At 66.6% G+C, this 21,930-nt stretch carries 21 protein-coding genes; 10 read left to right on the top strand and 11 right to left on the bottom strand.

What is annotated here, in order from left to right; all coding sequences use genetic code 11:
• Positions 1-12 precede the first annotated feature (12 nt).
• The 10 genes from OJF58_RS06645 to ugpC all read left to right on the top strand — a co-directional run bounded on the left by OJF58_RS06645 (position 13) and on the right by ugpC (position 11,034).
• The gene (locus OJF58_RS06645) at positions 13-1,605 is read left to right on the top strand and encodes an ABC transporter substrate-binding protein (RefSeq protein WP_300782907.1); all 1,593 of its coding nucleotides are present in this window, start codon (positions 13-15) and stop codon (positions 1,603-1,605) included.
• A gap of 21 nt (positions 1,606-1,626) precedes the next feature.
• Positions 1,627-2,562 carry an ABC transporter permease gene (locus OJF58_RS06650; RefSeq protein ID WP_300782910.1) on the top strand — a complete coding sequence of 312 codons (936 nt, stop codon included), beginning with the start codon at positions 1,627-1,629 and terminating at the stop codon, positions 2,560-2,562.
• Positions 2,528-3,409 (top strand): ABC transporter permease, encoded by an 882-nt coding sequence (locus OJF58_RS06655; RefSeq protein ID WP_300782913.1) that lies wholly within the window; start codon positions 2,528-2,530, stop codon positions 3,407-3,409. Before OJF58_RS06650 ends, OJF58_RS06655 begins: the two co-directional genes overlap by 35 nt.
• Positions 3,406-4,386, top strand: coding sequence for an ABC transporter ATP-binding protein (locus OJF58_RS06660; RefSeq protein ID WP_300782916.1), 981 nt, complete (start codon positions 3,406-3,408; stop codon positions 4,384-4,386). Before OJF58_RS06655 ends, OJF58_RS06660 begins: the two co-directional genes overlap by 4 nt.
• Positions 4,379-5,350 (top strand): oligopeptide/dipeptide ABC transporter ATP-binding protein, encoded by a 972-nt coding sequence (locus OJF58_RS06665; RefSeq protein ID WP_300782918.1) that lies wholly within the window; start codon positions 4,379-4,381, stop codon positions 5,348-5,350. Before OJF58_RS06660 ends, OJF58_RS06665 begins: the two co-directional genes overlap by 8 nt.
• Positions 5,351-5,397: 47 nt before the next feature.
• The gene (locus tag OJF58_RS06670; RefSeq protein ID WP_300782921.1) at positions 5,398-6,633 is read left to right on the top strand and encodes an adenylate/guanylate cyclase domain-containing protein; all 1,236 of its coding nucleotides are present in this window, start codon (positions 5,398-5,400) and stop codon (positions 6,631-6,633) included.
• Positions 6,634-6,758: 125 nt separating this feature from the next.
• Positions 6,759-8,084, top strand: a complete 1,326-nt coding sequence (locus tag OJF58_RS06675; RefSeq protein ID WP_300782924.1) for an extracellular solute-binding protein — start codon at positions 6,759-6,761, stop codon at positions 8,082-8,084.
• Positions 8,085-8,124: 40 nt separating this feature from the next.
• A complete protein-coding gene (locus OJF58_RS06680; protein WP_300782927.1) occupies positions 8,125-9,057 on the top strand; it encodes a sugar ABC transporter permease in 933 nt (310 codons plus the stop codon).
• Between the two features lie 28 nt (positions 9,058-9,085).
• Entirely contained in the window at positions 9,086-9,937 is an 852-nt protein-coding gene (locus OJF58_RS06685) for a carbohydrate ABC transporter permease (protein ID WP_300782930.1), read from the top strand.
• Between the two features lie 5 nt (positions 9,938-9,942).
• Positions 9,943-11,034, top strand: a complete 1,092-nt coding sequence (gene ugpC, locus OJF58_RS06690) for a sn-glycerol-3-phosphate ABC transporter ATP-binding protein UgpC (protein ID WP_300782933.1) — start codon at positions 9,943-9,945, stop codon at positions 11,032-11,034.
• Positions 11,035-11,037: 3 nt separating this feature from the next.
• Here ugpC and OJF58_RS06695 read toward each other — a convergent pair whose 3' ends face one another.
• From OJF58_RS06695 to OJF58_RS06745, 11 genes are all read right to left on the bottom strand, one after another.
• Positions 11,038-11,889 (bottom strand): HAD family acid phosphatase, encoded by an 852-nt coding sequence (locus tag OJF58_RS06695; protein WP_300782936.1) that lies wholly within the window; start codon positions 11,887-11,889, stop codon positions 11,038-11,040.
• Positions 11,886-12,845, bottom strand: coding sequence for an adenosine deaminase (gene add / locus OJF58_RS06700; RefSeq protein ID WP_300782939.1), 960 nt, complete (start codon positions 12,843-12,845; stop codon positions 11,886-11,888). The genes OJF58_RS06695 and add overlap by 4 nt, the downstream gene beginning before the upstream one ends.
• Positions 12,842-13,654, bottom strand: coding sequence for a phytanoyl-CoA dioxygenase family protein (locus tag OJF58_RS06705; protein WP_300782941.1), 813 nt, complete (start codon positions 13,652-13,654; stop codon positions 12,842-12,844). Before OJF58_RS06705 ends, add begins: the two co-directional genes overlap by 4 nt.
• Positions 13,651-14,973: a thymidine phosphorylase gene (gene deoA / locus OJF58_RS06710; protein WP_300782944.1), complete on the bottom strand. Its 1,323-nt coding sequence runs from the start codon at positions 14,971-14,973 to the stop codon at positions 13,651-13,653. Before deoA ends, OJF58_RS06705 begins: the two co-directional genes overlap by 4 nt.
• 7 nt (positions 14,974-14,980) lie before the next feature.
• Positions 14,981-15,769, bottom strand: a complete 789-nt coding sequence (locus OJF58_RS06715; RefSeq protein ID WP_300782945.1) for a purine-nucleoside phosphorylase — start codon at positions 15,767-15,769, stop codon at positions 14,981-14,983.
• A complete protein-coding gene (locus OJF58_RS06720) occupies positions 15,766-16,161 on the bottom strand; it encodes a cytidine deaminase (protein ID WP_300782948.1) in 396 nt (131 codons plus the stop codon). Before OJF58_RS06720 ends, OJF58_RS06715 begins: the two co-directional genes overlap by 4 nt.
• 1 nt (position 16,162) lies before the next feature.
• On the bottom strand, positions 16,163-17,086 hold the full coding sequence (locus tag OJF58_RS06725) for an ABC transporter permease (protein WP_300782950.1): 924 nt from the start codon (positions 17,084-17,086) through the stop codon (positions 16,163-16,165).
• Between the two features lie 3 nt (positions 17,087-17,089).
• The gene (locus tag OJF58_RS06730; RefSeq protein ID WP_366526821.1) at positions 17,090-18,154 is read right to left on the bottom strand and encodes an ABC transporter permease; all 1,065 of its coding nucleotides are present in this window, start codon (positions 18,152-18,154) and stop codon (positions 17,090-17,092) included.
• Positions 18,151-19,692: an ABC transporter ATP-binding protein gene (locus OJF58_RS06735; protein ID WP_300782952.1), complete on the bottom strand. Its 1,542-nt coding sequence runs from the start codon at positions 19,690-19,692 to the stop codon at positions 18,151-18,153. Before OJF58_RS06735 ends, OJF58_RS06730 begins: the two co-directional genes overlap by 4 nt.
• The gene (locus OJF58_RS06740; protein WP_300782954.1) at positions 19,689-20,690 is read right to left on the bottom strand and encodes a BMP family ABC transporter substrate-binding protein; all 1,002 of its coding nucleotides are present in this window, start codon (positions 20,688-20,690) and stop codon (positions 19,689-19,691) included. Before OJF58_RS06740 ends, OJF58_RS06735 begins: the two co-directional genes overlap by 4 nt.
• 76 nt (positions 20,691-20,766) lie before the next feature.
• Positions 20,767-21,930 carry an LLM class flavin-dependent oxidoreductase gene (locus tag OJF58_RS06745; RefSeq protein WP_300782956.1) on the bottom strand — a complete coding sequence of 388 codons (1,164 nt, stop codon included), beginning with the start codon at positions 21,928-21,930 and terminating at the stop codon, positions 20,767-20,769.

Here is a 21,930-nt window from a genome sequence, read left to right on the forward strand (position 1 = left end):
GGGGAAACGAGTATGCGTCGATTGGTTCGGCTGGCCGCCATTGTATTCGCCGTATTCGGAGTTGCGGCCGCCCAGGCGCAGGACACGCCCCGCCGGGGCGGCACCATCCGCATGACGGCGCCCTATGCCGCAAGCTTCGGCAGCCTCGATCCGCACGCGACGCCGCGGGCCCAGGACGACATCGTCGGCAAGGCCCTTCAGCGCTCGCTATACAGTTGGGATACCGCCAACAACAAGCCGGTGCTCGAGCTCGCCAAGTCGGTCAGCGCCTCGCCGGACGGCCTCACCTACACATACAAGCTGCGCGACGACGCCTACTTCCACAACGGCCGCAAGATGACGGCCGACGACGTCATCTGGTCCTACAACCGCATCATGGACGGCAGCAAGGGCTTCCCAGGCGCGCGCTACGTGCGCATCATCAAGGGGGCCGTCGAGGTCGAGAAGGGTCAGGCCAAGGAGATCTCCGGCCTGAAGAAGATCGACGACTTCACGCTCGAGATGACCCTCACCGAGCGCGTCGAGCCGGGCTACTACTTCTTCGCCGGCACGACCGCGATCCTGCCCAGGGAAGAGGTCGAGAGGGGCAATTACGGCGCCTATCCTGTGGGTCTCGGCCCCTTCAAGTTCAAGGAGCACATTCCGGGCTCCCGAGTCGCCGCCGAGCGTTGGGACAAATTCTACAAGCCCGGCAAGCCCTACGCCGACAAGCTCGAGGTGCTGATCATGGCCGAGGCGGCGGCGCGCGACGTCGCCTTCCGCAACAAGGAGATCGACACCTCGATCCTGGGCCCCGCCCAGTATGTCGCCTATCGCGCCGATCCGGAGCTGTCGAAGGGCATCCTCGAAGTGGCCGAGATGTTCACGCGCGCCATGCAGTTCAACCCGACCTACAAGCCCTTCGCCGACAAGCGCGTGCGACAGGCGATCAACTATGCGATCGACACCAACCTCATCATCAAGCGGCTGGTGAAGGACAAGGCCTATCGCGCGGTGAGCTGGCTGCCGCCCTCCTCCGCCGCCTTCGACAAGACGATGCAGCCCTACCCCTTCGATCCGGCCAAGGCGAAGAAGCTGCTGGCGGACGCGGGCTACCCCAACGGCTTCGAGTTCGAGCTCAGCACCAGCCAGAACGAGAGCTGGGGCCTGCCGATCGTCGAGGCGATCATTCCCTATCTCGACAAGGTCGGCATCAAGCTCAAGCCCAAGCTCGTCGAGGTCACCGTGCTGACCGAGATCGCGATGAAGGGCGAGCACCAGGCCTTCATCGGCTCGAACCTGACGGGACCGGATTCTCTGGCCACCCTGCGCTGCTTCTACTCCAAGACGCCGCGCACGGCATGCAACTACACCTCGTTCAACAATCCCGAGTTCGACAAGCTGCTCGATGCGGCGGGCGAGGCGGCCGACATGGCCAAGCGCAACGACCTCCTGCGCCAGGCCAACAACCTCCTCTACGAGGAAGCGCCCGTCTGGTTCTTCAACTACAACAAGGCGGTGCTGGCCTATCAGCCCTGGATCCACGGCCTGCAGGCGAACCCGACCGAGATCACGCATCAGTATCCCGAGAACATCTGGGTGGATGCCACTTCGCCGGCGAAGTGACGGCGAGGACGAGGAGTCCCGATGCTCCCCATCCTCGCGCGCCGCGTCGCCAACATCGTCCCCACGCTCGCTGCCGTCGTGGCGCTGATCTTCCTGCTGTTCAGCGTCCTGCCCGGCAGCTTCGTGTCGGCCATGAACGAGGACGGCCGCACCGCTATCGATCCGGCGGTGATGGAGCGCATGCGCAAGGAGATGGGCCTGGACGATCCGGTCGCGACGCGGTTCGCCAAGTACGTGACGCATGTCGCGGTCGGTGACCTCGGCACTTCGTTTCGCACCCGCGAGCCGGTGACCAAGCTGATCTCCGCCCGCGTCTGGCCGTCGCTGAAGCTCGTTTTCGCCGCCATGTGCTTCGCCATCGCCGTCGGTGTGCCGCTGGGCTTCCTCGCCGCCCTCAAGCCGGGCAGCGCGATCGACACCGCCTCGATGGTGGGGGCGATCTCCGGCTTGTCGTTGTCGCAGTTCTGGCTGGGGCTGATGCTGATGTACCTCTTCGCGCTTCAGCTCAAATGGTTGCCGAGCTTCGGCTACGGCGACGGCGGGATCCGCCATCTGATCCTGCCGGCCGTGGCGCTCGGCGTCGGTCCGATGGCGCTGCTCGCCCGCACGACGCGGGCCGCCGTGCTCGACGTGCTGAATGCCGATTTCGTGCGCACTGCCCGCAGCAAGGGCATGACCGAGACGCGGGTCGTGGAATGGCATGTTCTGCGCAACGCGCTGGTGCTGGTGATCACCACCATCGGCCTGCAGTTCGGCTCGCTGATGGGCGCCGCGGTCGTGGTCGAGAAGCTGTTCTCGTGGCCCGGCGTCGGCTCGCTGCTGGTCGACTCGGTGTTCCAGCGCGACATCCCCACGGTCCAGGGCTGCATCCTGCTGATCGTGACCTTCTTCCTCGTCATCAACACACTGATCGACCTCGCCTATGTCGCTATCGACCCGCGCATCCGCTACGGCTGACGTCGCCGCGAGGCGCAGATTCAGGCTCAAGGGCGGGCTGTCCCTGTGGATCGGCGGCGCGCTGGTCGGCCTCGCGATCGTGGTGGCGATCACGGCTCCGCTGATCGCGCTCACCGACCCGGTGATGAGCGCCAACCTGATGAACGCCGAGATCCCGCCGGGCCTCGAGTTTCCGTTCGGCACCGACGCGCAGGGCCGCGACATCTACTCCCGCATCGTCTACGGGTCGCGCATCTCGCTCACTGTGGGCGTCGTCAGTCAGATCGTGAACAGCCTGATCGGCGTGTCGCTGGGACTGAGCGCGGGCTACTGGGGCGGCCTGTGGGACGACCTGGTGAGCGGCCTGACCAACCTGATGCTCGCCATCCCCTCGCTGATCTTCGCACTCGCCATCATGGCCATCCTGGGGCCCGGCCTGGTGAGCCTCGTCATCGCGCTCGGCCTCACCAACTGGTCCTACTCCTGCCGGCTCGCGCGCGCCCAGGTGCTGTCGCTCAAAAGCCAGGGCTACGTCCAGGCCGCGCGCATCCTGGGCTATGGCGATCTCCGCATCATGTTCACCCAGCTCCTGCCCAACATGCTGGGGCCCTTGATCGTGATCGCCACGCTGGGCATGGGCGGCGCGATCCTGGCGGAAGCGGCGCTCTCGTTCCTGGGACTCGGCATCCGGCCGCCCTTCCCGAGCTGGGGCAGCATGCTGTCCGAGGCGCGCGACCAGATCACCACGGCGCCCTGGCTGTCGGTCTTCCCCGGCCTTGCGATCTTCTTCACGGTGCTCGGCCTCAATCTCCTGGGCGACGGATTGCGGGACATCCTCGATCCGCAAACCGCGACGCGACGCGCATGACCATGCTGCCGCTCCTCGAGGTCGACGGGCTGCGCATCGCGCTCGCCGGCGACTCCGCGATCCACGACGCGGTCGAGAACGTTTCGTTCGGGATCGGCCGCGGCGAGGCCTTCGGCCTGGTGGGCGAGTCGGGCTGCGGCAAGAGCATCACCGCCCTTGCCGTAATGGGGCTCCTGCGCCGTCCCCTGTCGCTGGCCGGCGGCCGCATCGTGCTCGACGGACAGGAGATCCAGAACGCTTCCGCCGCCGAGTGGCGGCGGCTGCGCGGCAGCCGCATCGCCATGATCTTCCAGGAGCCGATGACGGCGCTCAATCCGCTCTCGCCGGTCGGCAAGCAGATCGCCGAGATGTTCGTGCTGCACAAGGGCGCCTCCTGGAACGAGGCGATGGATCGCGCCGAGGAGGCGTTGCGGCAGGTGCGCGTGCCCTCGCCCGAGCGCCGCATCCGCGATTATCCGCACCAGCTCTCGGGCGGCATGCGCCAGCGCGTGATGATCGCGATCGCCCTTGCCTGCGGCCCGGACCTCCTGATCGCCGACGAGCCCACGACCGCCCTCGACGTCACGGTGCAGGCCGAGATCATCGACCTGATGGCCGAGCTTTGCGCCGCCAAGGGAACGGCGATCCTGATGATCAGCCACGATCTCGGCCTGGTCGCCAACATGTGCCGGCGCGTTGCGGTGATGTATGCCGGCCGCATCGTCGAGAGCCAGGCCGCCGACGCGATCTTCGCCACGCCCCGCCATCCCTATACGCAAGGCCTGGTGGATTCCCTGCCCCGGCTGGGCGAGCGGGCGCAGCGCGGCCGACGGAAGCTGCGCGAGATTTCCGGGGTCGTGCCCTCGATCGCCGCCTACCCCGCCGGCTGCCGCTTCAATCCGCGCTGCGCGGCCGCGACCGAAATCTGCCGCAGCGTCCCGCCCGAGCTGTCGCTGCTGCCGGCCGGCGGCCTGGTGCGGTGCCACCACCATGCCTGATCCGCTGCTCGCTCTTGATGATCTCGCGGTGCACTTCACGGTCGGCAGCGCGCTTGCCGGCGGCATCAAGACCCTCAAGGCCGTCGAGGGCATCGACCTCGAGGTGAAGCCGGGCGAGTGCCTCGGCCTGGTCGGCGAATCGGGCTGCGGCAAGTCCACGCTGGCGCTGGCCATCATGGGGCTGATCGCGCCGACGCGCGGCGGCATCGCGCTCGATGGTCGAGATCTCAAGCAGCGCACGCGGCTCGAGACGGCGCGAACCGTGCAAATGGTCTTCCAGGATCCCTATGCGTCGCTCAATCCGCGCCAGACCGTGCGTCGCACCCTCGCCGACCCGCTGCGCCTGCAGGGCGTGACGGACAGGCGCGAGGTCGACGGACGCGTGATGGACATGCTGGCCAGGGTAGGGCTGCGGCCCGAGCATGCCGATCGCTACCCGCACGAGTTCTCGGGGGGCCAGCGCCAGCGCATCGGCATCGCGCGCGCGCTGATCCTGCGTCCCAAGCTCGTGATCTGCGACGAGCCCGTGTCGGCGCTCGACGTCTCGATCCGCGCGCAGATCATCAACCTGCTGCTGGAGCTCAAGGACGAGATGGGCCTCGCCTACATCATGATCAGCCACGATCTCGGCGTGGTCGAGCATGTGAGCGATCGCGTGGCGGTAATGTATCTCGGCCGCATCGTCGAGCAGGGCGGCTGGCAGGAGATCTTCGAGAATCCGCGCCACCCCTACACGCGCGCGCTGATCGCGGCGATCCCCGATCCGTTCCAGCGCGCCGCGGCCGCCACCGCCCGGGCCAAGGCCAAGGGGGAGATCCCGAGCGCGCTCAATCCTCCACCGGGCTGTCCTTTCCACCCGCGCTGCCCGCTGAAGGTCGACCGGTGCTCGCAGGAGCTGCCGGCGCTTGCCGCTGTCACGCCCGACCACCGCGCGGCCTGCCATTTCCGGGATCGCGCCGCTTAGCGGAGTGCACTCTGGTTTCGTCGCCGATACCGCCTACATTGGAGGCGATGAACTCGCTCGATGTCGACCGCATTGCCGATTGGGTGACCCGCCGCGGCCTGGAAGGCGCCAGCGAAGCCGATCTGCTGCGCGAATTCTGCGAGAAGTGCAACACGGCGGGGTTGCCGATCGGGCGCGCGCTCGTGGTCATCGACACGCTGCATCCGGTGCACGAAGGCACCGTCTTCCGCTGGCGCAATGACGACGTCGAGGAGGAAGCAGCCACGACGTACGGCCGTACGACGGACGGCGCCACAGCCGAGACCTGGCGGCGCAGCCCCTTCTACCATCTGCTGCAGACTGGCAGCGAGGAGCTGCGCCGGCGCATCGGCTTCGGCGAGTCGGCCGACTTTCCCGTCATCGAGGAAATGAAGGCGCTGGGCCATACCGACTACATCGCTTTCGTCTACCGCTTTGCATCCGACGCCACGATCGGCGAGATGGACTGCGTCTATTCCGGATGGTCGACGCGCAACGCCGCGGGCTTTGGCGACGCGGGCATCGCGGCCCTCCGCCGCCTCGCACCGGCCCTGGGGCTTGCCATGAAGAGCGCTGCGCTCGCCAACGTGGCCGACACGCTGGTCGAGGTTTATCTCGGCCGCGACGCCGGACGGCGCGTGATCAAGGGCCGCATCCAGCGCGGCGTCGCCGACCGCATCGATGCCGTGCTGTGGTTCTCCGATCTCCACGATTTCACGTCGATCACCGATACGGCCGCCCCCGACGAGATCATTCCGCTCTTGAACGACTATGCCGATGCGGTGATCACGGCGATCCACGAGGCCGGCGGCGAGGTGCTGAAGCTGATCGGCGACGGCACGCTCGCGATCTTCCGCGCCAAGGATCCAGCCGTGGCTTGTGCCAGCGCACTTCGTGCCGAAGCGGCGATGCGCCGTAACGTGCAGGCGCTGAACGCCAGGCGGGCGATGGAAGCGCGGCCGACCTCGACGGTCTATCTTGGCCTGCATATCGGCGAAGTGTTCTACGGCAATATCGGCAGTGTCGACCGGCTCGATTTCACCGTCGTCGGGCCGGCGGTGAACGAGGCGAGCCGCATCGCGTCGATGTGTCGTTCGGTCGACCGTCCGCTGCTGATCTCCTCCGCGTTCGCCGACGCCCTGCCGGCCGAGAAGCGCAAGAAGCTGGTGTCGGTCGGCCGCTTCGCCCTGCGCGGCGTGGGTCGGGCGCAGGACCTATTCACGCTCGATCCAGCCCTCATCCAGACGCCGCACAACGGAACGTGAAATCGCTTTCCCGACTCGCCAGGAAAAATTCCGCGGCACGACTTGCGCCCATTCCTTCCAGATGCGTACGATGACGCCAACAAATGCCGTCCAGAGAGGCGGTCGTCTTCTGGGAGGAAGAAAACATGGTTCAGACGAAACGTCGGAGTGTCATCAAGCTTGCCGGCAGCGCAGCCGCCGTCGCGTCCACGGGTATGGCCGGAATCCTCGCCTCGGGTCGCACGCCCGCCTATGCCCAGCAGAAAACCGTCCACTGGCTGCGCTGGGTCGACTTCGTGCCGGCATCCGACACGCTCCTGCGCAAGGAACTGATACCGGCGGCCGAGAAGGAACTCGGCATGAAGATCAACCTCGAGACGGTGAACGGCAACGACCTGCAACCGCGCGCCACGGCGGCCATCCAGTCGGGCTCGGGGCCCGACCTGATCATGGCATTCAACAACTACACCTACATCTACGCCAACAGCGTGGTCGACGTGAGCGACATTGCCGAGGAGCTCAGCAAGCGCGAAGGCGGCATCTATAAATACTGCCGTTCCTTCTGCAGCGACGGCAAAATGTTCATGGCCATGCCATGGGCCGTGATCGGCGCCATGGTCGCTTACCGCAAGTCGTGGTTCGAGGAAGCGGGCTTCAACGCCTTTCCCCAGACCTGGCAGGAGTATCACGACGCGGGAAAGAAGCTGAAAGCCAAAGGTCGGCCGATCGGCCAGACGCTCGGCCACACTTTTGGCGATGCGCCGACCTTCACCTATCCCTTCATGTGGTCGTGGGGCGGCAAGGAGGTCGAGGCCGACGGCAAGACCGTCGCCATCAACTCCAAGGAAACGATCGAATCGGTCAAGTTCATGACCGGGTTCTGGAAGGACTGCTGCGACGAGGGTGGGCTGGCCTGGGACGATACCAACAACAACCGCGCCTTCCTGTCGGGCACCATCTCGGCGACTTTGAACGGCGCCTCGATCTACATCGAGACCTTGCGCAAGCCCGACCAGTACCAGACCGAGAAGGGCAAGCCGATGAAGGAAGACATCATGCACTCGCCCCTGCCGAAGGGCCCGGCGGGTCAGTTCGGCATGCACCTGATGCAATCCGACATGCTGATGAAGTATTCCAAGAACCAGGCTGCCGCGAAGGAATTCCTGCGCTGGATCCACGCCGAGAAGAACTACGGCAAGTGGTTCGAGTCGCAGAAGGGCTACTCGACGCCGCCGACGACCAAGTGGGAGTCGAGCCCGGTATGGAACGCCGACCCGGTGCTCGCGCCGTTCAAGGTCGCGGCCCGTCTCGGCCAGGCGCCGGGCTATGCCGGTCCGCCCAACGCCAAGGCCGCCGAGGGCCTGTCGAAGTACATCATCACCGACATGTATGCCAAGGCGGTGCAGGGCATGGCGCCGGAGGAATCGGTGAAATGGGCGGAGGGCGAGCTGAAGAAGATCTACTCGGCCTGAGGCGGACCGCCATCCCGCAACCCAAACCGACGGGTACCGCATGACAGTGACCGCCGTCCCGGGTACGGCAGCAGCCAGACGCCCCGTCCCGCGGCTGCGCAAGCTCGAAGACGAGCGTTGGCTGGCCCTGGTGTTGCTTGCGCCGACGGCGATCCTGCTCGGCCTGTTCATCGCCTATCCTTTCGTCGAGGGCGTGCTGCTGGCGCTGAGCGACGCCCGGGTCGGCGATCCCGGTCATTTCGTGGGCCTGGCGAATTTCGCCAAGCTCTGGAACGACAACATCTTCTGGACGGCGGTCTGGAACACCTTCTGGTACACGGGCGTCACGACGGTGTTCAAGCTCGGGCTGGGGCTGTGGCTCGCGATGCTGCTCAACCGGCATTTCCGCGGCAAAGCCCTGGTGCGGGCCTTCATCCTCCTGCCGTTCATCATTCCGACGGTGCTGTCGACCTTCGCCTGGAAGTGGATGTTCGATCCGACTTTCAGCGTCATCAACTGGACGCTCCACCAGCTCGACTTCATCACCCAGCGCATCAACTGGCTGGGCGATCCCAACCTCGCCATGGCGTCGATCATCGTGGTCAATATCTGGCGCGGCGTGCCGTTCTTCGCCATCAGCCTGCTCGCCGGCCTGCAGACCATCAGCCCCGAGCTGAACGAGGCGGCGGCGATCGACGGGGCGCGGCCGTGGGCGCGCTTCTGGCTGATCACCTGGCCGCTCCTGCTGCCGGTGACCATGGTGGTGATGCTGTTCTCGGTGATCCAGACCTTCGCCGACTTCCAGCTCGTCTATGTCATGACCGGCGGCGGGCCGGCGAACGCCACCCACCTCTTCGCCACCTACGCCTACCAGATCGGCATCGGCACCGGCCTGCTGTCGCAGGGCGCGGCAGTGTCGCTCGCGATGTTCCCGTTCCTGTTCGTGATCGTGGTGATCCAGCTCCTCTACATCCGCCGCGTGGAGGTCCGCTGACATGCAGCGCCGGCAGGGAGGTGCGTGAATGATCGAGGGTGCGCTGTGGCGGCGATGGATTTTCTACAACATCCCGCTGATCCTGTTCGTCTTCGTCCTGCTGTTTCCCTTCTACTGGATGATCGTCACGAGCTTCCGGCCGGACGGTGAGCTCTATCGGCCGTGGAACGCCGTGAACTACATGCCGTTCTGGACCAACCACCCCACGCTCGAGCACTTCCGCTACCTCTTCGAGGAAACCGATTTCGGGCGATGGATGGTGAACACGATGTTCATCGCCGTCACCTCGACGGTGATCTCGCTGTTCTGCGGCGTGCTGGCGGGCTATGCCCTGGCCCGGCTCAACTTCCCCTTCGCCGGCAGCCTCGGCACGATGATCTTCATCACCTATCTCGTGCCGCAGACCCTGCTGTTCATCCCGCTGGCCGAGATCATCCGCAACTTTCACCTCGGCGACACCCCGTGGTCGCTGATCCTCACCTATCCCACCTTCCTGATCCCCTTCTGCACCTGGCTGATGATGGGGTACTTCAAGGCGATCCCGAAGGAGCTCGAGGAGTGCGCCCGCATCGACGGCGCCTCGCGCTGGAAGGCGATGCTCTACATCATCGTCCCGATCGCCGTGCCCGGTATCCTGTCGGCCGGCATCATCGCCTTCACGCTCTCCTGGAACGAGTTCATCTACGCCCTCGTCTTCCTCTCCTCGCCCGAGCAGAAGACGGTGGCGGTGGGCGTCACCTCGGAGCTGATTCGGGGCGACGTGTTCTTCTGGGGCTCGCTGATGGCGGGCGCGCTTCTGGGATCGGTCCCGGTGGCGATCGTCTACTCGTTCTTCGTCGAACACTACGTATCGGGCCTCACCGGCTCGGTGAAGGGTTAGCGTCCATGGCCGAAGTCAGCCTGCACAAGCTCAACAAGCGGTTCGAGGCCTTCCATGCCGTGAAGGACGTCGACCTGCAGATCCGCGACAAGGAGTTCGTCGTGCTGGTCGGGCCTTCAGGCTGCGGCAAGACCACGACGCTGCGCATGATCGCCGGCCTCGAGGCGGTCAGCGACGGCGAGATCCGCATCGACAACACGGTGGTGAACGCAGTGCCGCCGATGGACCGCGACATCGCCATGGTGTTCCAGAACTACGCGCTCTACCCGCACATGAGCGTCGCCTCGAACATGGCGTTCGGGCTCAAGATGCGGAAGTTCCAGAAGGCCGAGATCGAGCAGCGCATCAAGCGCGCCGCCGGGATCCTCGGCATCGAGAAGCTGCTCGATCGCAAGCCGCGCCAGCTCTCGGGCGGCCAGCGCCAGCGCGTGGCGCTCGGCCGGGCCATCGTGCGCGACCCAAAGGTCTTCCTGTTCGACGAGCCGCTCAGCAATCTCGACGCCAAATTGCGCGTGCAAATGCGCGTCGAGCTCAAGAAGCTTCACGAGCGGCTGGGGACGACGGCGATCTACGTCACCCACGACCAGGTCGAGGCCATGACGCTCGGCGACCGCGTCGTCGTGATGAAGGACGGTGTCGTCCAGCAGGTGGGCGAGCCGCTCGAGCTTTACAACACCCCGGCCAACCGCTTCGTGGCGGGCTTCATCGGCTCCCCGGCCATGAACTTCGCCGACGTGACGCTGGTGGAGAGCGGCGGCCAGATCATGGCGGAGGCGCCCGGCCTCAAGATCGCCCTGCCGTCCGACCTCGCGGGGCGCGGCCGCGCACAGGTCGGGCGCAAGGCGACGCTCGGCATCCGGCCCGAGGACATCCACATCGCCGGGCCGGCGGATGCCGTCGGCCACTGCTTCGACGCCGGCGTCGAGGTCGTCGAGCAGCTCGGCTCGGAGATCCTGCTCGATACACGGGTCGGGTCGGCCCTGTTCGCCGCGAGCATCGAGCCCACCGTGCGCGTGCGCCCGCACGACAAGCTCAGGCTCGCGCTCAAGCCCGAGCGCCTGCACCTGTTCGACGCCGACAGCGAAAAGGCGATCTGACACCTACTCCTTCGGGCCGCTCCAGCTTTCGAGCACGTCCCACTTGGCCTTGCGCTGCGCCTCGCGCGATTTCTTGAAGTCGTGGCCGTAGGGCGCGGTGTCGAACGACCCGTAGGTCGGGTTGGCGATCACCAGCCAGTCGCGGCCCCAATGAGCCTTGTCCTCCTCGAACACCTTCTGCCGTTCCGCCTCGCTGCTGCGGTAGCGGTCGTCGAAATCGCCGAGATTGTCGCCGAAGTTCAGCAGGATCCGATAGTCCCTGGCGATGAACGCCCGGCGCGTGCCCTTTCGGCTGCCCCAGTCCGGTCGCTCGTTCTGCATCAGGAAGGTATCGACATTGCCGCTCATGGGGAAGCCCAGCTTCTCCATGTTCTCGCGTGTGTCCTTCTCGGTCACGGCGTCGCGGTTGCTGATATAGAAGACCTTCACGCCCCGCGAGTCGGCATATCGCGTGAACTCCACGGCGCCAGGAATCGCCTTCGAGATCTGCGCCGCGCAGAACTGGTTCCAGGTTTTGGTGCTGAAGGACTGGTCGGCCTTCATCATCCAGACCTCGTAGGGCGAGTTGTCCAGCAGCGTCTCGTCGATATCGAGCACGACCGCAGGCGGCAAATTCGCGTAGTCGCCCTTCTGCTCGACGGGCGCGGCCGTCCAGCTCCTGTCGGCCAATGCCTCGTCGAGGCGGACGCGCGCGAGTGCATAGACCGTGAGCGCATTGCCCTTGTATTCGACCGAGCGCTGGTTCCAGAGCACCGCCAGCAGCAGGTCGTTCGGCGGCGGCTCCTCGGCCCGCGCTGCCGCTCCCGTGATCGCGACGATGGCGATGGCCAGCGCCGTCCCCTTGCGCATGATCATGATTGCACCCCCTCGAGCAGTCGCCGCTTCGTCGCGGCATCGACGAACGATGCCTCGATCGCCGTTCGCACGATCTGGCGCAGCGCCGTGTCCGGCAGGCCCGCCGCCTCGTATTCGGCGGCCAGCGTCGTATGGAAGAATGGCGGATCGTCCGAGTTGAGCGTCACCCGCACGCCGGATGCGATCAATCGATGGAGCGGATGGGCGGCGCGGTCGGGATAGACGCCAAGCGCGATGTTGCTGCCGGGGCAGACCTCGAGCACCGTGCCGCGCCGCGCCAACTCCTCCAGCAAGGCGGGATCCTCGGCGGATCGCACGCCGTGGCCGATACGGCTGACCGGCAAGGCCCGGATCGCCCCCCAGACGCTCTCGGGCCCCAACACTTCTCCGGCATGGACCGTGCAGCCGTACCCCTTCTCGTGCGCCAGCCGGTAGGCCGGCGCGAAGTCGGCCGGGGTGTACTTCGCCTCGTCGCCGCCCATGCCGAAGGCCACCACATAAGGATGCGGCTCGGCGACCATGCGCTCGACCAGCGCAAGGGCGCGCTCCGGGCCAAGGTGGCGGATGCAGACCACGATGATGCGGCCGACGATGCCGCACTCGCGGCTGGCCCGGTCGATGCCGTCGGCCAATGCCGCCAGCCAGTCGGCATAAGCGATGCCCAGCGCCTTCGGCCGCTCGGGCGAGCAGAACATCTCGACATAGACGGCCCCCTGGGCCGCAGCGCCGACGAGATAGGAATAGATCACATCGCCAAAATCGCGTGGCGTCTTTAGCACGCCGCAGACCCGGTCATAGGCGGCCAGGAAGCTCAGGAAATCCCGCCAGACATAGCTGCCGTCCGGACCGAACAGGCCGTCCGGAAGGGCCAGTCCGTTGCGCGCCGCGAGTTCCCGCGCCAGCGCCGGCGTGATGGAACCTTCGAGATGGCAGTGCAGTTCGGCCTTGGGGATCAATTGAAACCTCGCAGCGGATGATCGGGACGCTGAAGCCAGTTGTCGGCATCGTAGACGGCCTGGCCGTCGATCAGGTGCAGCGCATAGGCGTGCCGCGGACGGTCGGAGCGATTGGCGGCGCTGGCATGCGGCAGCAATCCGTGCAGTACCACCAGCGACCCGCGCGGCACTTCCAGCGCGACGGGCTCGGCGTCGGGCCATGGCGTCGCATCGAGCCTGGACGTGATCAGATCCGATCCCACCCGATGGAAGCGTTCGCGCAACGGGCCGCGATGCGCGCCGGCCAGCGCCAGCAGGCAGCCATTGTTTCGGTCGGCGTCGTCGAGCGCCATCCAGAAGCCGGTTACTGTCGAGGGCCTCGTGTAGAGGTAGGTCGCGTCCTGGTGCCAGCCCACTTCCGCCCCGATCCGCGGCTGCTTGAAGAGATACATCGATTGCAGCAGCAGCGGCTGGGTGAGGCCCAGCGCAGCGGCGAGCGCGGCCAGGCATGGCTGGCGCGAAACGCGATCGAATACCGGGTCGAGATCGTGCAAGGCGTGGCCGATCTTGTTCAGGGCGAGCCCGGTCGGCCGGTCCGCCGCCTCCTCCTCGAAAAAGAACCGGATGGCCTCGCCCGACTCCTGAAAATAGCGATCGCGGGCATGGCCCTGGTCGCGGGCGGAGAAGATCGTGCGCGCCGGTCCGGGATCGAAGGCCGCGACCAGCTCGGCAGCACGCGCCTGCAGGGCGTCGCAATCCTGCGACGACACGAACCGTTCGAGCACAAGGAAGCCGTCGCGCTCGTAGGTGGCGAGATCGATATCGCTCACGGAACCACCCGGTCGATCACGACCGGCCTTTCCGGAGGGGACGCATCGTCGATATGGATCGCCTCGCGAACGGCCGCGATCGCCGACTCCGCATCGGCTTCGCTCGCCGCATGGACAGCGCACAGCTCGTCGCCGGCCTGCACGTACGCGCCCACATCGACCACGCCGGTCAAGCCGACGGAGGAATCGATGGCGTCGTCGGCATGGCGGCGACCGCCGCCCAGTGCAACCACGGCAATGCCGATTTGCCGCGCATCCATCCCGACGACATGGCCGCCGCGTTCGGCGCGACAGGGCTTCACGACTGGAGCCTGTGCCAGGTAGCGCTCGGCACGATCGACGAAGTCGCCGGGACCGCCCAAAGCCGCCACCATGCGCGCGAACCTCTCCGCGGCGCTGCCATCGGCCAACGCGGCGTCGGCCCGCGACCGGCCGGCCGCGACACTCGACGCGAGGCCGCCCAGGGCCAGCATTTCTCCCGCCAGCGCCATGACCACCTCATGCAGACGCTGATCGCGCGTTCTGCTGCCTTTGAGATAGGCAACGGCTTCGGCCATTTCGAGCGCGTTGCCGACATTCCGCCCCAGCACCTGGTCCATGTCGGTGACGAGCGCCACGATCGGCAGGCCGGCACGCTCGGCGACGGCGACAAGGCTCCGCGCCAGGTCGCGCGCCATCGGCTCGCTGTCACAAAAGGCGCCCGAGCCGCATTTGACGTCCATCGCCAGGCCGCCGAGACCGGCCGCGATCTTCTTGCTGAGGATCGAGCTCACGAGCAGCGGGATCGATTCCACGCTCCCCGTCACATCCCGTATGCCGTAGAGGCGCCGATCCGCCGGCGCGAGATCGTCGGTCTGGCCGATGATTGCGCAGCCCACCTCGCGCACGACCCTGCGGAAAGTCGCCACGTCCGGCTGTGTCTCGTAGCCGATGATCGAGTCGAACTTGTCGAGCGTGCCGCCGGTATGGCCGAGGGCGCGACCCGAGATCATCGGCACGAAGCCGCCGCAGGCCGCGACGACGGGCGCCAGCATCAGGCTCACCTTGTCGCCGACCCCGCCGCTCGAATGCTTGTCGATCACCGGACCGGGCAGATCGAGATCCGACCAGTCGAGCATGACACCCGATCGGGCGAGCGCCAGGGTGAAGGCCACACGCTCCTCAAGCACCATGTCGCGGAAGAACACCGACATGGCGAAGGCCGCCACCTGGCCTTCGCTGAGGCTGCCATCGGTGATGCCACGCACGATCTCGGCAATCTCCCTGGCCGACAGCACCTTGCCGTCGCGCTTCTTGCGGATGATCTCCTGCGGCAGCATGACTGCTTCAGCCGTAGCTTTCGAGGAAACCGCGCAGCAGCCGGCGGAGCTGCCCGGCGGATGCGTTCGCCACGGTGATGGTCTGGTCGTGGCCGATCGCGCCTGGAACCAGGCCGGCGGCGTAGTTGGTCATCACCGAGACAGCCGCCACTTTGAGGCCGGCATGGCGTGCAAGGATGGTCTCCGGTGCGGTCGACATGCCGACTGCATCCGCGCCCATCGTGACGGCGGCCCGGATCTCGGCCGGCGTCTCGAAGCTCGGTCCGCAGAACCAGATGTAGATGCCGTCGTGGCAGCGGATGCTGGCTGCCTTCGCCGTCGCCAGCAGCCTTTGTGCAAGCATCGGATCGTAGGCATCGACCATGTCGACGAAGCGCCGATCGGCGCCGAGGCCGAACAGCGGATTGACGCCCGTGAAGTTGATGTGGTCGGTGATGACCATCAGCGAGCCTGGCGGCATGTCGAGCCGCAGGCTGCCGGCCGCGTTGGTCTGCAGCAGCGTCTCGCAGCCCAGCTCCGCCATCGCCTCGATGGGCGTCCGCATCTCGTCGGCGCGGCCGAATTCGTAGTAGTGCGCCCGGCCCTGCAGGACGGCGACCGGCGTTGCCCCGACATGGCCGAGCACGAGCCGCCCTTCATGCCCGGCGACGGTCGGCCTCGGGAAGTCCGGCAGCTCGGCATAAGGGATCGCCGCCAGCGCTTTCACCTCCTCGACGAAACTGCCCAGTCCCGAACCCAGCAGGACCGCCACCTTGGGTCTGAAGCCGGGCGCATGGCGCGCGATCGCCTCGATCATGATCGACCGAGATGATGCGGGCCGAACGACATGGGGAACAACTCGCCCACAGTCACGGTGCGGTGCAGGCCATCGGGACCGCAGAGATGGACCTTGACATCGTCGGCCGCGAACTCGCGCAGCTTCTGCCGACAGCCGCCGCAGGGCGAGATGACCTCCGGCCCTGGCCCGATCACCACGCATTCCGTCACGCGCCGCTTGCCTGCCGCGACGAGCGCGGCGATGGCTGACGCCTCGGCGCAAAATCCCTCCGGGTAGGCGGCATTCTCCACGTTGCAGCCGCCATGGAGACCGCCTTCCTCGTCGCGCACGGCGGCGCCGACATGGAATTTCGAATAGGGCGCATAGGCCCGCACCATCATGGTGCGCGCGAGACGGAGCAGATCGTCCATGTCAGCGCTCCTTCTCGTAAGGAATGCCGATCGCCTTGGGCGCCACGGCGCGTCCGACGAAGCCGGCCAGCAGGAACACGGTGAGAAGATAGGGCAAGGCCTGGATGAATTGCACGGGCACTTCGCCCATCCCGGGCACGGTCACGCCTTGCAGGCGGATGGCGACGGCGTCCAGCAGGCCGAAGATGAGACAGGCGCCAAAGGCCGGAAATGGCCGCCATTTGCCGAAGATGATGGCGGCAAGGGCGATGAAACCCTGGCCTGCGGTCATGTCGCGGCTGAAGCCGGCGTTCTGCGCGATCGAAAGATAGGCGCCGGCGAGGCCCGCGAGGAGACCGCACAGCAGCACCGCGCGGTAGCGCAGCCAGGCCACCGAGATGCCGGCGGCGTCCACGGCCAGCGGCATCTCGCCTACGGCCCGCAGCCGGAGCCCGAAGCGGGTGCGCGCGATCAGCCACCAGGTGAGCGGCACGCTCGCCAGCGCTGCATAGACCAGGATGTTGTCGCCGGCGCGGGGAAGGAAGATCGGCATCAGCCGCTGCCCTGGCCGATCGAGCGGAGGCGTCTGGCCGCCCTGATGGAACCAGGCATTGCCGAGCACGACAGTGAGGCCCGCGGCCAGGATGTTGAGGGCCACGCCGCTCACCACCTGATTGCCGCGGTGGGTGATGCAGGCAAAGCCGTGCAGCAGCGCCAGGATCTCCGCAGCGACGACCGCCGCCGCCACCCCGCACCATGCGGACCCGGTCAGCGTCGAGCCGACGGCGGCAAAGAAGGCGGCGATCAGCATCTTGCCCTCGAGACCGACATCGACGATGCCGCTTCGTTCCGAGAAGAGTCCGCCCATGGCGCACAGGATGAGCGGTGTCGCCGTCCTGAGCGTAGCGGCGGCGGCGAGAAAGACAATAGGGGGAAGATCCTCCATGGATCATCCGCGACGCGGCAAGAGGGCAGCGATCCAGGGCCGCGGCAACTGCTCGAGCGCGCCGGAGAACAGGATCACAAGACCCTGGATCACGACCACCATCTCCCGGGTGATCGCCGGCTCGTCGAAGGCAAGCTCCGCGCCGCCCTGCTGCAACGCTCCGAACAGCAGCGCCGCCAGCGCAACGCCAAGCGGATGGTTGCGCCCCATGAGCGCGACCGCGATGCCGGCAAAGCCGTAGCCCGCCGGGAAGTCGAGCACGATGCGATGGTGCACGCCCATCAGCTCGTTGACGCCGACGAATCCGGCGAGCGCGCCGGAGAGGCACATGGCGAGCATGGTCATGCGCCTGAGATCGGTGCCGGCATAGCGCGCGGCCTCAGGATTGTGGCCCATGGCGCGCAGGGCGTAGCCCCAGCGCGTATGCCACAGGAACAGCCAGACGGCGGCGCAGCAGGCGAGCGCGAGGACGATCGAGAGATTGAGGGGAGACCCTGACAGGGCAGGCAACTGGCCGGACGGGCCGAAGCCGCGGCTTTGCGGTGTCATGGAGCCCGGGGCGATCAGCACGTTCACCAGAAGATAGACCATCAGCGCGGACGCCACGAAGTTCAGCATGATGGTCGTGATGACGATGTGGCTGCCCCGCCAGGCCTGCAGCCAGGCGGGAACGGCGGCCCATGCCGCACCGAACAGCGCCGCCGCGGCAATGGCGATGGGCGCCATCAGCCAGCCCGGCAGGTACCGGTCGAAGGCCAGCACCGCGAGCCCGCAACCCAGGCCGCCGATATAGGCTTGCCCTTCGCCGCCGATATTGAACAGGCCGCCGTGGAAGGCGAGCGCTACGGCCAGCCCGGTGAAGACGAAGTTGGTGGCGTAGTAGAGCGTGTAGCCGATCGACTCGGGCGTGCCGACCGCGCCCAGCACCAGCCGGTTCAGCGCATGGAGCGGGTCGATGCCGATCAGACGCACGATGATGCCGACCACGAGGAAGGCGAGCACGATGTTGATCAGCGGCGCGAGCAGAAGCTCGGCCCAGACGGGGAGTGCGGAACGCGACAGCCTCACGCGACCGATCCCGCCATCATGAGCCCGAGACGCCGCTCGTCGGCTCCTTCCGGCTCGACCTCGCCGACGATTCGGCCGGCGAACATGACCAGCACGCGGTCGGCGAGCGTCAGGACCTCGTCGAGCTCCGTCGAGACGACCAGCACGGCACAACCGCGATCGCGCGCCTTGACCAGCTCGCGGTGAATGAACTCGATGGCGCCGATATCGACGCCGCGCGTCGGCTGCCCCACCAGAAGCACCTCGGGCTCGTGCGCCATCTCGCGCGCCAGCACGAGCTTCTGCTGGTTGCCCCCGGAAAGCTGCGATGACCTCAGCCCTGGAAGCCGAGGCCGCACATCGAAGCGCTCCATGAGATCGCGGCAGTAGGCGCCGATCGCCGGTCTGTCGAGAAGGCAGCGCGGGCTGAAGCGCGGCTCGTCCTGATAACCCAGGATCGAGCTCTCGGCCGCCGGGAATGGCGCGACGAGCCCCTGGCGCAACCGGTCTTCCGGGACGTGGGCCAGTCCGATCGCCCGGCGGTCGGCCGGATCGCCGGGATGGCGCGCATCGAACCGGCGGCCGCAAATCGCGAGTGATCCCGCCGTCGGCGCCCGGATGCCCGCCAGCACCTGCAGCAGCTCCGCCTGGCCATTGCCGGACACGCCGGCAATGGCGACGATCTCGCCTGCCCGGAGATCGAGATCGACATCGTCGAGCAACGGCCGGCCGTAGCGGTCGATCAGGCGCAGGCCGTCGGCGTGCAGCATCACCGGGCCGGGATGCGCGGGCGCCTTCTCGATCTGCAGGCGCACCTTGCGGCCGACCATCAGCTCGGCCAGCTCCTGCGGATCGGTACCGGCCGTAGGCCGCTCGGCAACCACCTCGCCCTGCCGCATCACGACGACGCGATCCGTGACCGCCATGACCTCGCGCAGCTTGTGGGTGATCAGCAGCACGGTCACGCCGCGCTGGCGCAACGCCTTGAGAACGACGAACAGACGATCGGTCTCCTGCGGCGTGAGGACGGCGCTCGGCTCGTCGAGGATCAGGATGCGCGCACCGCGCAGCAGGACCTTCAGGATCTCGACCCGCTGCTGCTCGCCAACCGACAGATCGGCGACCCGGGCATCGGGGTCGACCGAAAGCCCGTATTCTCGGGTCAATTGCTCGACCTCGGCCCGCGTCCAGGCGAGGCCGCCCCTCAGCACAAAGCCCCTTTCAGCGCCCAGCACCAGATTCTCGAGCACGGTGAAGCTCTCGATCAGCATGAAGTGCTGATGGACCATGCCGATGCCGTGCGCGATGGCGTCGTGCGGGCTTTCGAGGCGCACCGGCACGCCGTCGATGCGGATCTCGCCGGCATTCGCCTGATGGAGACCGAACAGGATGTTCATCAGCGTCGACTTGCCGGCACCATTCTCGCCGATGATGCCCGTGATCGTGCCGGCTTCGAGGCGAAGCGACACACCGCGCACCGCCTGCACGCTGCCGAACGACTTGTCGATCGCCAGGAACTCTATGGCCGGCGGTGCTGTGGGGGACGGCGCGCGCGTCACTTGCAGGAATTGTCGCTCATGTAGTCGTGAACCACGATCTTCCCCGCGATGATGTCGGCCTTGGCCTGCTCCACCTTTGCCTTCATCTCGGGCGTGATCAGCTTCTCGTTGTACTGGTCCAGGGTCCAGTCGACGCCGCCTTCCTTGAGACCCAGCACCGATACGCCGCCTTGCCACCTCCCCGCCTGCGCCGCCTCGAAGCTGCGATAGGTGGCGAGATCGACCCGCTTGATCATCGAGGTCAGCATGGTGCCGGGATGCAGATGGTCCTGATTCGAATCGACGCCGATCGCGTACTCGCCGCGGTCCTTGGCCGCCTGCAGCACGCCGATGCCCGTGCTGCCGGCGGCGGCATAGACGACATCGACGCCGCGGTCGAACTGGCCCTTGGCGAGTTCGGCGCCACGGCCGGGGTCGTTCCATGCCGCCGGCGTGGTGCCGGTCATGTTGGCGATCAGCTCGGCCTTGGGATTGGCATACTTGATGCCCTGCTCGTAGCCGCACTGGAAGCGGCGGATCAACGGAATGTCCATGCCGCCGACGAAGCCGATCTTGCCGGTCTTCGAGGCCAGCGCTGCCGCGACGCCGACCAGGAACGAGCCCTCGTGCTCCTTGAAGGTGACGGACTGGACATTCGGCAGATCGACCACGCTGTCGATCAGCGTGAAGTGCGTCTTGGGAAATTCCTTCGCGACCTTGCCCAGGGCCACACCCTGGGAGAAGCCCACGGCGACGATGGGATCGTAGCCGCGCTGGGCGAAGCGGCGATGGGCCTGCTCGAACTGCGTCTCGTTGCTGGGCTCGAACTCGGCGACGGCCACCTTCGTCTCGGCCTTGAACTTCTCCGCGCCGGCGCTCACGCCTTCGTTGAAGGATTTGTCGAACTTGCCGCCCGTGCTGTAGACGATCGCGGGCTTGATCGCGTTCTGCGCCCGCGCCACTGGCGCGAGCGCGACGCCGACAAGCAGGATAGCCGCCAGCAGACGGTGCAGGCTCATCGTCGAAAGCTCCCCTGTTTGCGAAAGTTTGAACGGCCCGAACATCGCCGTCCAGCCGGGATCATCGCGGCGGACGTCAGTGGAAACGCGGCATCACTTTCGTCCAGAAGGCCTCGATCGACTTCATCAGCCTGGGATGCGGCACCAGGCTGTTGTAGGTGTAGCAGAATACCCAATCCACCGGCTGCCGCGCCTGCTGGGTCTCCATGGCGCGCAACACCGTGTCGACCGTGCCGACGAAGGCGTAGCCTTGGGCAATCACTTGCTCCGACGTGGGGAATTCGCCGGTCTTGGGATCCTGCATGCCCTTGCGGAAGCCGAACGGCTCGAACCAGGCGCGCCCCGAGAACTGGCCGGAATCGCGCCACAGCGCGATGGCCTCGGCATCGCTGTCGGCGATGATGACGTCGCGCAGCACGCCCACCCCCTGCCCCTTGGGCTTGCCCGAAACCTCGGCGTAGACGCTGTAGAGCTTGTCCTCGTAGACCGGATGCATGGGCGGCAGGATCGGGGTGATGCCCTCGCGGGCGCAGAAGCGGACCGTGTTCTCCGAGCTCGCGAACGGCTGGAAGAGCGGCGGATGCGGCTTCTGCAGCGGCTTCGGGACGACGCCGACGGCCTTGAGGATGCCGCCTTCCACGCCCTTGCCCCACTTCGCGGTGGTATCGAGCGTCCACGGCGTGGGGCCGGCCGGGACCTTCCAGAACTTGCCGTCGAAAGTGAGCATTTCCTCCGTCCAGCACTTCTTGACGATGCGGAAATTCTCCTCGAAGGCCAGCCGGTTGGCGGTATCGATCTCGTCGTGCTGGTTGGGCAGGGCGCCGTGGATGCCGTGTGTCTGCTGCGCCATGACATCGACCCAGCGGCGCTGGTACCCACGCGCGAAGCCCGCACAGGCCCGGCCGCCGGTCATGTGGTCGAGCATGGCGATGTCCTCGGCGACGCGGATCGGATTGGAGGCCGGCAGGACGATGCCGAGCTGGCCCACCCGGATGCGCCTGGTCTGCATCGCGAAGTAGAGATCGAGCAGCACCGGGTTGTTGGAGAGCTCGAACCCTTCGATATGGAAATGATGCTCGGTGAAGCTCACCGAATCGTAGCCCAGGTCGTCGCCGAGGCGGATCTGCTCGGACAGCTCCTTCAGCATGCGCTGGTAGAAGTCGGGACGCATGCCCGCCATGCCGGCTTCGATCTCGGCACGGCTGCCGATACTGGGCAGGTAGAACAGCGAGGCTTTCAT

The organism is Enhydrobacter sp., assembly GCF_030246845.1.
Taxonomy (GTDB): domain Bacteria; phylum Pseudomonadota; class Alphaproteobacteria; order Reyranellales; family Reyranellaceae; genus Reyranella.

What these genes read in the sequence shown, in the direction of transcription:
- OJF58_RS06650 (WP_300782910.1), top strand. Translation starts at nt 1,627, where the DNA reads ATGCTCCCCATCCTCGCGCGCCGCGTCGCCAACATCGTCCCCACGCTC.
- ugpC (WP_300782933.1), top strand. Translation starts at nt 9,943, where the DNA reads ATGGCCGAAGTCAGCCTGCACAAGCTCAACAAGCGGTTCGAGGCCTTC.
- OJF58_RS06720 (WP_300782948.1), bottom strand. Translation starts at nt 16,161, where the DNA reads ATGGACGATCTGCTCCGTCTCGCGCGCACCATGATGGTGCGGGCCTAT.
- OJF58_RS06715 (WP_300782945.1), bottom strand. Translation starts at nt 15,769, where the DNA reads ATGATCGAGGCGATCGCGCGCCATGCGCCCGGCTTCAGACCCAAGGTG.
- OJF58_RS06655 (WP_300782913.1), top strand. Translation starts at nt 2,528, where the DNA reads ATGTCGCTATCGACCCGCGCATCCGCTACGGCTGACGTCGCCGCGAGG.
- OJF58_RS06740 (WP_300782954.1), bottom strand. Translation starts at nt 20,690, where the DNA reads ATGAGCCTGCACCGTCTGCTGGCGGCTATCCTGCTTGTCGGCGTCGCG.
- deoA (WP_300782944.1), bottom strand. Translation starts at nt 14,973, where the DNA reads ATGCTGCCGCAGGAGATCATCCGCAAGAAGCGCGACGGCAAGGTGCTG.
- OJF58_RS06745 (WP_300782956.1), bottom strand. Translation starts at nt 21,930, where the DNA reads ATGAAAGCCTCGCTGTTCTACCTGCCCAGTATCGGCAGCCGTGCCGAG.
- OJF58_RS06695 (WP_300782936.1), bottom strand. Translation starts at nt 11,889, where the DNA reads ATGATCATGCGCAAGGGGACGGCGCTGGCCATCGCCATCGTCGCGATC.
- OJF58_RS06675 (WP_300782924.1), top strand. Translation starts at nt 6,759, where the DNA reads ATGGTTCAGACGAAACGTCGGAGTGTCATCAAGCTTGCCGGCAGCGCA.
- OJF58_RS06680 (WP_300782927.1), top strand. Translation starts at nt 8,125, where the DNA reads ATGACAGTGACCGCCGTCCCGGGTACGGCAGCAGCCAGACGCCCCGTC.
- OJF58_RS06645 (WP_300782907.1), top strand. Translation starts at nt 13, where the DNA reads ATGCGTCGATTGGTTCGGCTGGCCGCCATTGTATTCGCCGTATTCGGA.
- OJF58_RS06660 (WP_300782916.1), top strand. Translation starts at nt 3,406, where the DNA reads ATGACCATGCTGCCGCTCCTCGAGGTCGACGGGCTGCGCATCGCGCTC.
- OJF58_RS06670 (WP_300782921.1), top strand. Translation starts at nt 5,398, where the DNA reads ATGAACTCGCTCGATGTCGACCGCATTGCCGATTGGGTGACCCGCCGC.
- OJF58_RS06685 (WP_300782930.1), top strand. Translation starts at nt 9,086, where the DNA reads ATGATCGAGGGTGCGCTGTGGCGGCGATGGATTTTCTACAACATCCCG.
- OJF58_RS06665 (WP_300782918.1), top strand. Translation starts at nt 4,379, where the DNA reads ATGCCTGATCCGCTGCTCGCTCTTGATGATCTCGCGGTGCACTTCACG.
- OJF58_RS06725 (WP_300782950.1), bottom strand. Translation starts at nt 17,086, where the DNA reads ATGGAGGATCTTCCCCCTATTGTCTTTCTCGCCGCCGCCGCTACGCTC.